Source organism: Micromonospora sp. CNZ299 (assembly GCF_002754415.1).
This window is the reverse complement of record NZ_PEFG01000001.1, coordinates 468,875-482,721: the sequence shown is the minus strand read 5'-3', so window position 1 is coordinate 482,721 and position 13,847 is coordinate 468,875. Positions and strand designations below refer to the sequence as shown.

At 69.0% G+C, this 13,847-nt stretch carries 12 protein-coding genes; 5 read left to right on the top strand and 7 right to left on the bottom strand.

Features of this window, described 5'->3' with window-relative positions; translation table 11 throughout:
* Positions 1 to 36: 36 nt before the first annotated feature.
* Complete coding sequence (locus tag CLT68_RS02300; protein ID WP_099848543.1) at positions 37 to 555, bottom strand: DUF4190 domain-containing protein; 519 nt, start codon at positions 553 to 555, stop codon at positions 37 to 39.
* A 329-nt stretch (positions 556 to 884) separates the two neighbouring features.
* On the opposite strand from CLT68_RS02300, the gene purN reads away from it, so the two are divergent.
* Both purN and purH read left to right on the top strand, forming a co-directional pair.
* The gene (gene purN / locus CLT68_RS02295; protein ID WP_088950139.1) at positions 885 to 1,505 is read left to right on the top strand and encodes a phosphoribosylglycinamide formyltransferase; all 621 of its coding nucleotides are present in this window, start codon (positions 885 to 887) and stop codon (positions 1,503 to 1,505) included.
* Positions 1,502 to 3,073, top strand: a complete 1,572-nt coding sequence (purH, locus tag CLT68_RS02290; protein WP_099848541.1) for a bifunctional phosphoribosylaminoimidazolecarboxamide formyltransferase/IMP cyclohydrolase — start codon at positions 1,502 to 1,504, stop codon at positions 3,071 to 3,073. The genes purN and purH overlap by 4 nt, the downstream gene beginning before the upstream one ends.
* A 99-nt stretch (positions 3,074 to 3,172) precedes the next feature.
* On the opposite strand, the gene CLT68_RS02285 is transcribed toward purH, so the two are convergent.
* From CLT68_RS02285 to CLT68_RS02265, 5 genes are all read right to left on the bottom strand, one after another.
* Complete coding sequence (locus tag CLT68_RS02285) at positions 3,173 to 4,213, bottom strand: ABC transporter ATP-binding protein (protein ID WP_099848539.1); 1,041 nt, start codon at positions 4,211 to 4,213, stop codon at positions 3,173 to 3,175.
* Positions 4,194 to 5,225, bottom strand: a complete 1,032-nt coding sequence (locus CLT68_RS02280; RefSeq protein WP_099848537.1) for an ABC transporter ATP-binding protein — start codon at positions 5,223 to 5,225, stop codon at positions 4,194 to 4,196. The genes CLT68_RS02285 and CLT68_RS02280 overlap by 20 nt, the downstream gene beginning before the upstream one ends.
* A 65-nt stretch (positions 5,226 to 5,290) precedes the next feature.
* On the bottom strand, positions 5,291 to 6,247 hold the full coding sequence (locus tag CLT68_RS02275; RefSeq protein WP_088950135.1) for an ABC transporter permease: 957 nt from the start codon (positions 6,245 to 6,247) through the stop codon (positions 5,291 to 5,293).
* On the bottom strand, positions 6,240 to 7,178 hold the full coding sequence (locus tag CLT68_RS02270; protein ID WP_088950134.1) for an ABC transporter permease: 939 nt from the start codon (positions 7,176 to 7,178) through the stop codon (positions 6,240 to 6,242). Before CLT68_RS02270 ends, CLT68_RS02275 begins: the two co-directional genes overlap by 8 nt.
* A 197-nt stretch (positions 7,179 to 7,375) precedes the next feature.
* Positions 7,376 to 8,977 (bottom strand): ABC transporter substrate-binding protein, encoded by a 1,602-nt coding sequence (locus tag CLT68_RS02265; protein WP_099848535.1) that lies wholly within the window; start codon positions 8,975 to 8,977, stop codon positions 7,376 to 7,378.
* Between the two features lie 448 nt (positions 8,978 to 9,425).
* Here CLT68_RS02265 and CLT68_RS02260 point away from each other — a divergent pair, with 448 nt between their 5' ends.
* Positions 9,426 to 10,286: a bifunctional methylenetetrahydrofolate dehydrogenase/methenyltetrahydrofolate cyclohydrolase gene (locus tag CLT68_RS02260; protein WP_088950132.1), complete on the top strand. Its 861-nt coding sequence runs from the start codon at positions 9,426 to 9,428 to the stop codon at positions 10,284 to 10,286.
* Between the two features lie 140 nt (positions 10,287 to 10,426).
* Positions 10,427 to 11,377, top strand: a complete 951-nt coding sequence (locus tag CLT68_RS02255) for a malate dehydrogenase (protein ID WP_088950131.1) — start codon at positions 10,427 to 10,429, stop codon at positions 11,375 to 11,377.
* Between the two features lie 134 nt (positions 11,378 to 11,511).
* Here CLT68_RS02255 and CLT68_RS02250 read toward each other — a convergent pair whose 3' ends face one another.
* Positions 11,512 to 12,348 (bottom strand): MBL fold metallo-hydrolase, encoded by an 837-nt coding sequence (locus CLT68_RS02250; protein WP_099848533.1) that lies wholly within the window; start codon positions 12,346 to 12,348, stop codon positions 11,512 to 11,514.
* A gap of 138 nt (positions 12,349 to 12,486) precedes the next feature.
* Between CLT68_RS02250 and CLT68_RS02245 the strand changes: the two genes are divergently transcribed.
* The gene (locus CLT68_RS02245) at positions 12,487 to 13,704 is read left to right on the top strand and encodes an NADP-dependent isocitrate dehydrogenase (protein WP_091406326.1); all 1,218 of its coding nucleotides are present in this window, start codon (positions 12,487 to 12,489) and stop codon (positions 13,702 to 13,704) included.
* Positions 13,705 to 13,847: the final 143 nt, after the last annotated feature.

The window sequence follows — 13,847 nt, the reverse complement described above, 5'->3', positions numbered from 1 at the left end:
GGACGAATCCGGAGCGCCCCGTCGAATCCGAGCTTGTCAGGGCTGGGTGGGCAGGGCCACGTTCGCCACGATGCTGAGGATGATCAGGATGATGCCCAACCCGACACCGACCGCGCCGCAGATCAGGCCGGCCTTGGCCTGCCCGGCGTTGTTCGCCTGGCCCTGGGCGACCTTCTGCCGGGCGAGGTAACCGGTCACCACGGCCGCGATGCCGACCGGGATGCCCAGGTAGAAGCAGCAGATCAGCGGGATCGACGCGATACCGAGGATCATCGACACCAGGCCGAGGGTGTTGTTCTGCCCCTGGCCCCCCTGCGGGTAGCCGGCGTTCGGGTACGTCGGACCGCCGCCGCCGTACTGGGGCTGCTGCTGGGCGTAGGGGTCCTGGCCGTAGGGCTGTCCCGAGGTCGGCTGCTGGCCGTACGGCTGTCCCGAGGTCGGCTGCTGGCCGTACGGGGCCGCCGGCGGCTGGCCGTACTGCGGCGGCTGGGGTGCGTTCGGGTCCTGGTTGGGCTGCTGGCCGTACGGGTCCTGGCCGGGGTTACCGGGTTGCATTCGAGAGCTCCTTGAACTGGTTCCGTCAGTTACTGCTGTTGTTGCCACCCATGATCGCTGTCAGTCCTCGGAATGCACAGCGCGGCAGCACCACGACATCGTCACGGTGCTGCCGATCGACGGTTGCCGTAGGGGTGGTGACCGGGCGACACGCGGTGCTCCTCAGTGCAGCGACACCGCTGGTGTGCCGATCGGTGCGGGGGCACGGACCGACGAGGTGTCAAGTCCGAGCGAGCGGCAGCGTACCGGGTCGATGCACGTCGGCACTGTCAAAGATCGGCGCGCCGCCCAGCCGGAGGGCTTCCTGACCTGCCCGATAGGGTGGCCCGGTGACCGAGCCCGCGCCTGTCGCCCGCATCGTCGTCCTCATCTCCGGCTCCGGTAGCAACCTCCAGTCGCTGCTGGATGCCGCCGTCGACCCCGCGTACGGTGCGCAGGTCGTCGCGGTCGGCGCGGACCGTGACGGCATCGCGGGCCTGGACCGGGCCGAGGCCGCGGGGGTGCCGACCTTCGTCGAGCGGGTCCGTGATCACGACACCCGGGAGGACTGGGACCGGGCGCTCACCGCGCACGTCGCGAAACACCAACCGGACCTGGTCATCTCCGCCGGTTTCCTCAAGCTGGTCGGCCCCCACTTCCTCGCCGCGTTCGGCGACCGCTACCTGAACACCCACAACACCCTGCTGCCGGCGTTTCCCGGCATCCACGGCCCGCGTGACGCCCTCGCCTACGGCGTGAAGCTCACCGGGGCCACCCTCTTCTTCGTCGACGCCGGCATGGACACCGGGCCGATCGTCGCGCAGGTCGCGGTGCCGGTGCTCGACGACGACGACGTGGACACGCTCACCGAGCGCATCAAGGAAGCCGAGCGGCGCCAGCTCGTCGAGCAGGTTGGTCGCCTGGTCCGCGAAGGCTGGACCATCACCGGAAGGAAGGTCACGGTTCCGTGAGTCCCACTCAGGACGGGCGCCGCCCGATCAGGCGGGCGCTGGTCAGCGTCTACGACAAGACCGGGCTGGTCGAGCTGGCTCAGGCCCTGCACGCCGCCGGTGTGGAGATCGTGTCCACCGGAAGCACGGCGGGCACCATCGCCGCCGCCGGTGTGCCGGTGACGCCGGTGGAGACGGTGACCGGGTTCCCCGAGGTGCTCGACGGCCGGGTGAAGACCCTGCACCCGAAGGTGCACGCGGGTCTCCTCGCGGACCTGCGCAAGGACACGCATGTCGCGCAGCTCGACGAGCTGGGGGTTGCGGCGTTCGACCTGCTGGTCTCCAACCTCTACCCCTTCCAGGCGACCGTCGCCTCCGGCGCCGACGTCGAGGAGTGCGTGGAGCAGATCGACATCGGTGGCCCGGCCATGGTGCGGGCCGCCGCCAAGAACCACGCCTCGGTCGCCGTGCTCACCGACCCGGCCGGTTACCCGGCACTGATCGGCGCGCTCGGCGAGGGGGGCTTCACCCTGGCCCAGCGGCGCGCGCTGGCCGCCCGGGCGTTCGCCGACATCGCCGAGTACGACGTGGCCGTGGCCCGGTGGTGCGCGCAGGAGCTGGCACCCGCCGACGACTGGTGGCCGCAGTTCGCGGGGCTGGCGCTGCGCAAGTCGGCGGCGCTGCGTTACGGCGAGAACCCGCACCAGCCGGCTGCGCTCTACACCGACCCGGACGCCCCGGCGGGGCTGGCCCAGGCCGAGCAGCTGCACGGCAAGGAGATGTCCTACAACAACTACGTCGACGCGGACGCCGCCTGGCGGGCGGCGAACGACTTCGCCGACCAGCCGGCCGTCGCGATCATCAAGCACGCCAACCCGTGCGGCATCGCGGTGGGCGTGGACGTGGCCGAGGCACACCGCAGGGCGCACGCCTGCGATCCCGTGTCGGCATTCGGCGGCGTCATCGCGGTCAACCGGCCGGTCTCGGTCGAGCTGGCGCGGCAGGTGGCCGAGATCTTCACCGAGGTGGTGGTCGCGCCCGGCTTCGACGAGGGCGCGGTCGAGGTGTTGCAGGCCAAGAAGAACATCCGGCTGCTGCGGGCGCCGGCCTGGACGCCGGCGCTGGTGGAGTTGCGGCCGGTGACCGGTGGCGTGCTGGCCCAGGTCGCCGACCGGGTGGACGCCCCCGGCGACGACCCGGCGACCTGGCAGTTGGCGACCGGCGAGGCCGCCGACGAGGAGCTGCTGCGGGACCTGGCGTTCGCGTGGCGGGCGGTCCGTGCCGTGAAGAGCAACGCGATCCTGCTCGCTAAGGACGGCGCCACCGTCGGGGTCGGTATGGGTCAGGTCAACCGGGTCGACTCGGCGCAGCTCGCGGTCAACCGCGCCGGCGCCGAGCGGGCTCGGGGTTCGGTCGCCGCCTCGGACGCGTTCTTCCCGTTCGCCGACGGCCCGCAGATCCTCATCGACGCCGGCGTCCGCGCCATCGTGCAGCCCGGTGGTTCGATCCGCGACGAAGAAGTCATCGCAGCGGCCAAAAAGGCCAACGTAACGATGTACCTGACGAAAACCCGCCACTTCTTCCACTAGGTCGCCAAACCCCGCGCGACCCCGTTGAGCATGAAGTTATTGCCCGGCCGGTCGGCGTGTCGGGACAATCACTTCATGATCAACGGGGCTTGGGGCGGGTCAGGCCGTTGGGGTTGTGGGGCGGAGTTCGGCGAAGTGGCAGGCGGACGGGTGGGGGTCCGCCGCTCTCGGGACCGTTTTCGGGTCCTCCACGGCGCAGATCTCCTGGGCCTTCCAGCAGCGGGTGCGGAAGTGGCAGCCGCTCGGCGGGTCGGCCGGGCTGGGCACGTCGCCGACCAGCCGGATCATGTTGCGCTGGTCGCGGGCCTCCGGGTCGGGCACCGGCACCGCCGAGAGCAGAGCCTGGGTGTACGGGTGTGTGGCCCGCTCGTAGATCTCGTCCTCGGTGCCGATCTCGACGATCCGGCCGAGGTACATCACCGCCACCCGGTCGGCGATGTGCCGCACCACGGACAGGTCGTGGGCGATGAAGATGTACGACAGCCCCAGCTCGTTCTGCAACTGCTTCAGCAGGTTGATCACCTGGGCCTGGATGGAGACGTCCAGCGCCGACACCGGCTCGTCGCAGACGATCACCTCGGGTCGCAGCGCGAGCGCGCGGGCGATGCCGATGCGCTGACGCTGACCGCCGGAGAACTGGTGCGGGTACCGGTTGATGTGCTCCGGGTTGAGCCCGACCACGTCGAGCAGTTCCTGGACCCGCTTCTGCTTGCTGCCCTTGGGTGCGGCATCCGGGTGGATCTCGAACGGTTCGCCGATGATGTCGCCGACGGTCATCCGCGGGTTCAGCGACGTGTACGGATCCTGCATGACCATCTGCATGTTGCGGCGCACCCGGCGCAGTTCACCCCCGGAGGCCTTGAACAGGTCCTTGCCCTCCAGGGTCGCGCCTCCGGAGGTGGGCGTCTCCAGGCGCATCAGCAGCCGGGCGAGGGTGGACTTGCCGCAGCCGGACTCGCCGACCACACCCAGCGTCTCGCCCCGACGCAGCTCGAAACTCACCCCGTCGACGGCCTTCACCGCGCCGACCTGCCGCTGGAACAGCACCCCCTGCGTGATCGGGAAGTGCTTCACCAGGTTGTCGACGGAGAGGATCGTCTCGCCGCGGACCTTGCTGGGGCTAGCGGGCGGCGCTGTCATCACGGACCTCCTGCGCGAAGTGGCAAGCGCTGGTCCGGCCGTCGCCGAGGACCAGGTCGTGCGGCACGACGTCCACGCAGACCTGCTGGACGTACGGGCACCGGGGGTGGAACGGGCAGCCGGACGGGATGCGCATCAGGTTCGGCGGCAACCCCTTGATCGTCGACAGTTCCTCGCCGCGGACGTCCAGGCGCGGGATCGACTCCAACAAACCCTTGGTGTACGGGTGGGCGGGCGCCTTGTAGAGCGAGCGGACGTCGGCGTGCTCGACGATCCGGCCGGCGTACATGACGGCGATCCGGTCCGCGACACCGGCTACCACGCCCAGGTCGTGGGTGATCAGGATCATCGCCATGTTGCGTTCCTGGCGCAGGTCCGCCAGCAGGTCCATGATCTGGGCCTGGACGGTCACGTCGAGCGCCGTGGTGGGCTCGTCGGCGATGAGCACCTTCGGGTCCAGCGCCAGCGCCATGGCGATCATGACGCGCTGCCGCATGCCGCCGGAGAACTGGTGCGGGTAGTCGCCGATCCGCTTGGCGGCACCGGGGATCTTGACCAGGTCCATCAGCTCGATGGCACGGCGTCGGGCGTCGGACCGGGAAAGGCCGGAGCGCTGACGCAGCGTCTCACCGATCTGCCAGCCGACCGGAAACACCGGGTTCAGGGCCGAGAGCGCGTCCTGGAAGATCATCGCGATCTCCTTGCCGCGTACCTGCCGGCGCTGTTCCTCGGAGCGGGTGAGCAGGTCCTGACCCTGGTAGAGGATCTGGCCGGAGCGGACGAACGCGGGCGGGGTGTCCAGGATGCCCATGATCGCCTGGGCGGTGACCGACTTGCCCGAGCCGGATTCGCCGAGCACGGCCAGTGTCTCGCCGGCGTCCAGGTGGTATGACACGCCGTTGATCACCCGGGCCACGCCCTCGTTGGTGCGGAACTCGACGTGCAGGTCCCGCAACTCCAGCAGGTGGCCGCCCTCGGGCGTGGCGGAGGCGGGCGTCGGTTGAACGGTCATGGCTGTGCCTGCCTTTCGCTCGCGACTGCGGGGCTCGCTTCGCTCACTCCTCGCGCTCGCATGAGTCACCGCAGCTTCGGGTCGAAGGCGTCACGGATCGCGTCGCCGAGCATGATGAACGCCAGCACGGTCAGCGCGAGGAATGCCGACGGGACGATCAGCGGCGTGGCCGCCTCCCGCATGTGGATGCGGCCGGTGTCGATGTCCTGGCCCCACGAGATGGTGGGCGCCTTCAGGCCGATGCCCAGGAAGGAGAGCGTCGCCTCGGCCGCGATGAACGAGCCGAGCGCGATGGTCAGCACGACGATGACCGGGGCCAGCGAGTTCGGCAGGATGTGCCGCCACATGATCCGGCTGTTGCCGGCGCCGAGCATCCGGGCTGCCGCGACGTAGTCCTGCTCCTTTGCGGTGATCACCGAGGAGCGGACCACGCGGGCGGCGGTGGTCCAGCCGAGCAGGGCGAGCACGAAGACGACAGCGCCGATCCGTGCCCACTGGCTGTCACTGGAGACCCGCTTGAGCAGCACGATCGCGGCCAGCAGCAGCGGGATGCCGAGCACCACGTCGATCACCCGGGAGAGCACCGCGTCGACCCACCGGCCGAAGTAACCGGCCAGCATGCCGATCACCAGCGCGATGATCCCGGTGCCGAGAGCGGCGAGCGCGCCGACCAGCAGCGAGGCGCGGGTGCCGTAGACCGCACGGGAGTACGTGTCGCAGCCCTGGAAGTCGTACCCGAAGATGGCCCCACCGGACGGCCCGGCGTGCTGCCGGGAGAGCAGGCAGTCGTTCGGGTTGTTGGCGGTGAACACCCCGGGGAGCAGCGCCATCAGGGTGAAGATGACGACCAGCGTCAGCGAGATCCAGAAGATCGGGTTGCGGCGCAGGTCCCGCCAGGCGTCTCCGGCCAGGCTGCGGGGCTTGTTCGCGGCGCCGACCTGATTGGGTGTGCCCGGCTCGCCCGAGGGGCCACGCCGCGCGGCCTGGTTCTCGGTCGCCGCCACAGTCTCAAAATCACTCATAGCGGATCCTCGGGTCGAGTACGGCGTACAGGACGTCCACCACCAGGTTCGAGACCAGGTAGACCACGACGAGCACGCTGACGATGCCCACCACGAGGGGGCCGTCCTCGGTGCGGATGCCGCGGAAGAGGTTGAAGCCGACGCCGGGGATGTTGAAGACGCCCTCGGTGATGATCGCGCCGCTCATCAGGTTGCCCAGCTCCACACCGAGGAAGGTGACCACCGGGATCAGTGAGTTGCGCAGCACGTGGACGATGACGATGCGGCGCTTGACCAGGCCCTTGGACCGGGCGGTCCGGACGTAGTCCGCGCGCAGGTTCTCCGCCACCGAGGCCCGGGTGAGCCGCAGCGCGGTGGCCAGCGACAGCGAGCCGAGCACGATGCCCGGCAGCAGGAGCGCGTAGAACGTCGGGTCCGAGCCGGCGGTGGGCGGGAACAGCTGCCACTTGACGCCCAGGAAATACTGCGCCAGCGGCGCCAGCACGATCGTCGGGATGCCCAGCACCAGCAGGGTCAGCACCAAGGTCGAGTTGTCGAAGATGCTGGCTCGGCGGATACCGGCGATCACGCCCGCGCTGACTCCGAAGATGATCGCCACGGCGAGGGCGATGAGCGCGAGCCGCACGGTGACCGGCCAGGCCTGCTGGAGGATGTCACCGATGCTCCGACCGGTGAGCGACTCGCCCAGGTTGCCCTGGAGCAGGTCCTTCACGTAGTCGAAGTAGCGGTAGAAGAAGCCGCCGACGCCCGTCTGATCCAGGTTGTACTTCTCGGTCAGGTAGGCCCGTTGGGCTGGCGTCACCGGCCGCTCACCAGCGAGCGCCTGGATCGGGTCGCCCTGTCCGGCGAATGTCAGCGCGTAGACGATCAGGGTGGTCCCGAAGAACGCCAGGACCATCTGCAGTAGGCGCCGCAAGATGTAGCGGAACATGCTTAGCAGTCTCTCCGGAAATGTGCGAAAGGGTCGCAGGACGGCATCTCTGGTCGTACCCGAAATATCCGAGACGTGCCGTCAGGCCCGGGGGAGCCGGCACCACCGACGCCGGGTCCGCTGCTGCGGCCCGGCTCCGGTGGCGCGATTTGGGCCACCCGGGCGTCGTCGCCCGGGTGGCCCGCACCGTGGTCAGCTCAGCTGGCCGCTTCGATCTTGACGAGGTTGACCCGCTGGAACAGGTCCATCTGCACGTTCTTGACCTTGGACGAGTGGCCGAACACGTTCTCGCCGAAGCGGAGCGGGATCACCGGCATGTCCTTGGCCAGGATGTCCTCCGCCTGCTGGTACTTGGCGATCGCCTCGTCCTGCGTCTTGGCGGCGGAACCCTCCTTGACCAGCTTGTCGAACTCCGGGTTGCTGTAGCCGTAGTAGTTCGACGAGCCGTTCGTGCTGTACAGCGGGCCGAGGTAGTCCTCCATGGTCGGGTAGTCCATGACCCAACCCATCCGGAACGCACCCACCGGCGTCTTCTTCTCGACCTTGGTCAGCAGGTCGGCGAACTTCGGCTCGGCCGAGCCGACGGCGTCGACACCCAGGTTGGCCTTGAGCTGGTTGACAGTGGCGTCGACCCAGTCCTTGTGGCCGCCGTCGCCGTTGTACGAGATGACGATCTTCGACGGACCACCCGCGGCCTGGTAGAGCTTCTTGGCCTCGGTCGGGTTGAACTCGCCGGCGGTGCCCGCGGTGTTCTCCCGGTAGCCCGGCAGGACCGGCGAGACGAAGGAGCGCGCCGACTGCTGAGAGCCCTTGAAGACCGACTTGGTGATCTCGTCACGGTCGATCGCCATCGAGATGGCCTTACGCACGTCCGGGTTGCTGTAGTCCTTGTCGAACGTCGGGAACGCGAGGAACTGGAACGACGACATCGGGCTGGTCTGGTACCGGTCGCCCAGGTCGCTCGGCGCGGTGCTCAGGCTCTCGGTCGGGATCGTCGGCAGCACGTCCAGGTTGTCCGCCAGGACGTCCGCGTAGGCCGCGGTCAGCTGCTGGTAGATCCGGAACTCAACGTTCTTGACCTTGGGCTTCTCGCCCGGGTACGCGTCGTAGCGCTCGACCTCGATCTTGCTGTCGTGCTGCCACGTGCCCTTCATCTTGAAGGGGCCCTGCCCGATCGGCGCCTGCTCGTAGGAGTCCTTGAGCACGCCCGGGGCCGAGAACGCGGCGTCCGGCATCGGGTAGAACGCGTTGTAGCCGAGCACCGTCTTGAAGTCGATGTACGGCTCGGAGAGCGTCACGGTGAAGGTGAGGTCGTCGACCTTCTTCAGACCGGACATCTCCTTGGCCTTCGGCGCCTTGCCCTGGAGGTCGTCGTAGCCAGCGATCTTCTCGAAGAAGTAGTTGCTGTCCTGACCGTTGGGGGCGTACGCGCCGTAGTTCCAGGCGTTGACGTAGTCCTCGGACGTGACCTTCTCACCGTTGTGGAAGGTGAAGCCGTCCTTGAGCTTGATCGTCCAGACCTTGTTGTCCGACGAGGTCACCGACTCGGCCGCGACCTCGTAAGGCTTGTTCTGGGCGTCGTAGTCGACGAGCGGGCTGAACAGGCCGGCGATCACCTGTGAGCCGGACGTCTCGGTGGTGTTGGTGGGAACCAGGTGCTTCGGCTCGCCGATCTGGATGCTGACCGCCGAATTGCCGTTGCCGCTGGATCCACCGTCTCCGCCGCTGCCGCAGGCCGCGAGGCCCAGCGTCACCGCGAGCGGGAGGGCGGTCCAGGCGGCGAGTCTACGAACTCGCATTGAGCCTCCTCATCTCCTCACGCTGCGCAGTCAGGCCCGACGCTGGGTTACGCTGCGCAACAAGCGGCAACGGTAGGTCGGCGGCGGGCCTTCGACAACGACGCGGTTGCGGGTGGGTAACGGTCCGGGGGTGGTCCCCTTGTCGAAGGCGGATCCGCCTGCTAGCGAAAACCGCCGTAAACCTCGCCTGCCTGCAAAAGTCTTGTCGTTCGTGAGGGCGGCAGTGCCGGTCTGAGGCGGGATGGGGCTCTCCGGGCGGGCCATCCGATCTCCGTCGTGCTCGGCCCGCCTGTCTGGTTCGACGGTGACCGAATGAACAAACAGTGACTGAGAGTGACGTGCAACACGTTACGCACGGTCATGTTTGACGGTGGTGGCCGAGGTGGCGACGAGCCGCGCGAGCGAGGTCCGTCGGAACTGCGGCCGGTGGCCGTGAGACGATCTGGACGTGACGGCGACGCTTCTGGACGGCAAGGCAACCGCGGCGGAGATCAAGGACGAGCTGCGAATCCGGGTGAAGGCACTTGCGGAACGCGGCATCACCCCCGGGCTGGGCACGGTGCTGGTCGGGGCGGACCCGGGCAGCCAGGCGTACGTCAACGGAAAACACCGCGACTGCGCCGAGGTGGGCATCGCCTCGATCCGCCGGGAGTTGCCGGCCGACGCCACCCAGCAGCAGGTCGACGACGTGCTGGCCGAGCTGAACGCCGACCCGGCGTGCCACGGCTACATCGTCCAGCTGCCGTTGCCGGCCCATCTCGACACCCAGCGGGTGCTGGAGCTGATCGACCCGGACAAGGACGCCGACGGCCTGCACCCGGTCAACCTGGGTCGGCTCGTCCTCGGCTACGACGGCCCGCTGCCCTGCACCCCGCGCGGCATCGTCGAGCTGCTGCGCCGGCACGACGTGGCGCTGCGCGGCGCGACCGTCGCCGTGGTCGGTCGGGGCAACACCGTCGGCCGACCGCTCGGCCTGCTGCTCACCCGCCGCTCCGAGAACGCCACCGTCACCCTCTGCCACACCGGCACCCTCGACCTCGCCTCGCACACCCGGGCCGCCGACATCGTCATCGTCGCGGCCGGCGTGCCGGGCCTGCTCACCGCAGACATGATCAACCCCGGCGCCGTCGTGGTGGACGTCGGCATCACGCGCGTGATCGGCGCGGACGGCAAGGGCCGCTACACAGGCGACGTCGACCCGGAGGTGGCCGAGACGGCCGGAGCCCTGGTCCCCATGCCCGGCGGTGTCGGGCCGATGACCCGGGCCATGCTGCTCACCAACGTCGTCGAGCGCGCCGAGCGCGGCTGAGCCCGCGCGCCGGTGGCGCCGAACCAGGACGGCGGTGACGTTCGCCCCATCCCGGCGATGGCCGCCGCCCCTGGCCTGATCGGTGCCAGGATGACTGATACGGTCCGGAAAACCGACTGGTATCAGGGAGTGGGACGACCATGGGTAAGAAGGTCACTGTCGTCGGGGCTGGCTTCTACGGCTCCACCACCGCACAGCGCCTGGCCGAGTACGACGTCTTCGACACCGTAGTGATCACCGACATCGTGGAGGGCAAGCCTGCGGGCCTCGCGCTCGACCTCAACCAGTCCCGGGCCATCGAGGGCTTCGAGACCAAGGTGGTCGGTGTCACCACCGGCCCCAACGGTGAGGGCTACGAGCAGATCGAGGGCTCCGACGTCGTCGTGATCACCGCTGGTCTGCCGCGCAAGCCCGGCATGAGCCGGATGGACCTGCTGGAGACCAACGCCAAGATCGTCCGCCAGGTCGCCGAGAACGTCGCGAAGTACGCCCCGAACGCCGTCGTCATCGTGGTCTCCAACCCGCTGGACGAGATGACCGCGCTGGCGCAGCTCGCCACCCAGTTCCCGAAGAACCGGGTGCTCGGCCAGGCCGGCATGCTCGACACCGCCCGGTTCAGCAACTTCGTCGCTGAGGCGCTGAACGTGCCGGTGGCGTCGGTACGCACGCTGACCCTGGGCTCGCACGGCGACACCATGGTCCCGGTGCCCTCGAAGAGCACCGTCAACGGCAAGCCGCTGCGTGACGCGATGCCGGCCGAGCAGATCGAGGAGCTGGTCGTCAAGACCCGCAACGGTGGCGCCGAGGTGGTCGCGCTGCTCAAGACCGGTTCGGCATACTACGCCCCGTCCGCCGCCGCGGCTCGGATGGCGAAGGCCGTCGCCGAGGACTCGGGCGAGGTCATGCCGGTCTGCGCCTGGGTCGACGGCGAGTACGGCATCTCCGGTGTCTACCTCGGTGTCGAGGCCGAGATCGGCGCCGAGGGCGTCAAGCGGGTCGTCGAGACCGACCTGGACGCCGACGAGCGCGCCAGCCTCCTGGAGGCGGCCGAAGCCGTCCGCGCCAAGCAGGGTGACATCTCCAGCATGTAGTTCCCGCGAACCAGAAGGGCCCGCCGGAAACCGGCGGGCCCTTCTGCGTCCCCAGGTCCCCCAGGTCCCCTATCCCCGGTTGATCATGAGGTTGACGGGAGGGATGGAGATCGAAAACCCCGTCAACCTCATGATCAACCAGCTCGGAAGGTGGGGCGGGGTGGGGTGGGGGCGGGGAACTGGGTGAAGGGGGCGCCCAGGTGGGGGGTGGCCAGGACGGCGGGGGAGTGGGTGCGGAGCGCGGCCCGCCGGGAGGTGCGGGCCAGGTCCGGGTCCACCTCGTGGGCGTACGCCAGGTCGGGGTCGACGAGTTGCACGGCGTGCACCAGCAGGTCGCCGGTGACCATCATCCGTTCGTCGGCCGAGGTCAGGAGCACCGACTGGTGGCCCGGGGTGTGGCCGGGGGTGGGCAGCAGGCGTACCGCCGGGGTGAGAGTGGTCTCGCCGTCGACCACCCGGAGCTGGCCGGCGGCGCGCAGGGGTGCGATCAGGCCGGCCGGCAGCCCGGGGTTGAGCGTCTCCGCCGCGTCCAGCTCGGCGCGCTGCACCAGATAGCTGGCGTTGGGGAAATACGGCCGGCCCGGCGTGCCGGTGACGGCCCAACCGATGTGGTCGCTGTGCAGGTGGGTCAGCACGACAGTGTCGACGTCGGCCGGGTCGATGCCCGCCGCGTCCAGCTCGGCGGGCATCCGGCCGGGCACGGGCGCCCAGCTCGCGGCCGGCGCGTCGACGGGCCCGATGCCGGCGTCGACCAGGGTGACCGGCCCGTCGCCGGAGCGGATCGCGAAACTGCGGAACGGCAGCCACCACTGCCCGTCGGCGGTCACCGAGCCGGGGTCGCGCCGGTCGGCCTCCGCCCAGTGCGCCGCCGTGGCCTGCGGGAACGCCTCCGCGCGGGGTTGGAAGAAGGCACCCTCACCGTCGGTGAGTGCGGTGACCGTGATAGACCCAAGGGTGCGGTTCAGTGGCATCGGGCGATGATTCCAGGGCATTCCTGTTCCGCGCAGCCCGGTTTCCGCCGGTCGGTCGAGGCCGGCTGGGGGCTGCCGGCCCAATTGCAGTACGCTCGTACTGCTTGAGCACGTGTCCCCCGAGAGGAGCGCCGGTCGATGGCGAAGATCAAGGTAAACAACCCGGTCGTTGAACTCGACGGCGACGAGATGACCCGGATCATCTGGAAGCAGATCCGGGAGCAGTTGATCCTGCCCTACCTCGACGTCGACCTGCACTACTACGACCTGTCGATCCAGCACCGCGACGAGACCGACGACCAGGTCACGATCGACGCCGCCAACGCCATCAAGGAGCACGGCGTCGGCGTCAAGTGCGCCACCATCACCCCGGACGAGGCCCGGGTTGAGGAGTTCGGCCTGAAGAAGATGTGGCGGTCGCCCAACGGCACCATCCGCAACATCCTCGGCGGCGTCGTCTTCCGTGAGCCGATCATCATGTCCAACGTGCCGCGGCTCGTCCCCGGCTGGACCAAGCCGATCATCATCGGCCGGCACGCGCACGGTGACCAGTACAAGGCCACCGACTTCGTCGTCCCCGGCCCGGGCACGGTGACCATCACCTACACCCCCGCCGACGGTGGCGCGCCGATGGAGATGGAGGTCGCCAACTTCCCCGGCGGCGGCATCGCCATGGGCATGTACAACTACGACGAGTCGATCCGGGACTTCGCCCGGGCGTCGTTCCGCTACGGGCTGGACCGCAACTACCCGGTCTACCTGTCCACCAAGAACACCATCCTCAAGGCGTACGACGGTCGGTTCAAGGACCTCTTCGCCGAGGTGTTCGAGGCCGAGTTCAAGGCCGAGTTCGACGCCGCCGGCATCACCTACGAGCACCGGCTGATCGACGACATGGTCGCCGCCGCGCTCAAGTGGGAGGGCGGCTACGTCTGGGCCTGCAAGAACTACGACGGTGACGTGCAGTCCGACACCGTCGCGCAGGGCTTCGGCTCGCTGGGTCTGATGACCTCCGTCCTGCTCTCCCCCGACGGTCGTACCGTCGAGGCCGAGGCCGCCCACGGCACTGTCACCCGGCACTACCGGCAGTACCAGAAGGGTGAGAAGACGTCGACCAACCCGATCGCGTCGATCTACGCCTGGACCCGGGGCCTGGCCCACCGGGGCAAGCTGGACGGCACCCCGGCGGTCACCGAGTTCGCCAACACCCTGGAGCAGGTCATCGTCGACACCGTCGAAGGCGGCCAGATGACCAAGGACCTCTCGCTGCTCATCTCGCGGGACGCCCCGTGGCTGACCACCGACGAGTTCATGAACGCGCTCGACGAGAACCTGGCCCGCAAGATCGCCGCCTGATCCAGGCGTACCGCATCATCGGAGCCCGCCGGCGTCTCAGCCGGCGGGCTTCGGCGTGTCCGGGGCTGACGCGCCGATTGTCGTCACCGCTGTCGGCGCGCCTCGTTGACCAGGATGGACGAGATGCCAGTCGCGTCCAGGAA

What these genes read in the sequence shown, in the direction of transcription:
- CLT68_RS02250 (WP_099848533.1), bottom strand. Translation starts at nt 12,348, where the DNA reads ATGCCACTGAACCGCACCCTTGGGTCTATCACGGTCACCGCACTCACC.
- CLT68_RS02245 (WP_091406326.1), top strand. Translation starts at nt 12,487, where the DNA reads ATGGCGAAGATCAAGGTAAACAACCCGGTCGTTGAACTCGACGGCGAC.
- CLT68_RS02275 (WP_088950135.1), bottom strand. Translation starts at nt 6,247, where the DNA reads ATGAGTGATTTTGAGACTGTGGCGGCGACCGAGAACCAGGCCGCGCGG.
- CLT68_RS02255 (WP_088950131.1), top strand. Translation starts at nt 10,427, where the DNA reads ATGGGTAAGAAGGTCACTGTCGTCGGGGCTGGCTTCTACGGCTCCACC.
- CLT68_RS02285 (WP_099848539.1), bottom strand. Translation starts at nt 4,213, where the DNA reads ATGACAGCGCCGCCCGCTAGCCCCAGCAAGGTCCGCGGCGAGACGATC.
- CLT68_RS02300 (WP_099848543.1), bottom strand. Translation starts at nt 555, where the DNA reads ATGCAACCCGGTAACCCCGGCCAGGACCCGTACGGCCAGCAGCCCAAC.
- CLT68_RS02265 (WP_099848535.1), bottom strand. Translation starts at nt 8,977, where the DNA reads ATGCGAGTTCGTAGACTCGCCGCCTGGACCGCCCTCCCGCTCGCGGTG.
- CLT68_RS02270 (WP_088950134.1), bottom strand. Translation starts at nt 7,178, where the DNA reads ATGTTCCGCTACATCTTGCGGCGCCTACTGCAGATGGTCCTGGCGTTC.
- CLT68_RS02280 (WP_099848537.1), bottom strand. Translation starts at nt 5,225, where the DNA reads ATGACCGTTCAACCGACGCCCGCCTCCGCCACGCCCGAGGGCGGCCAC.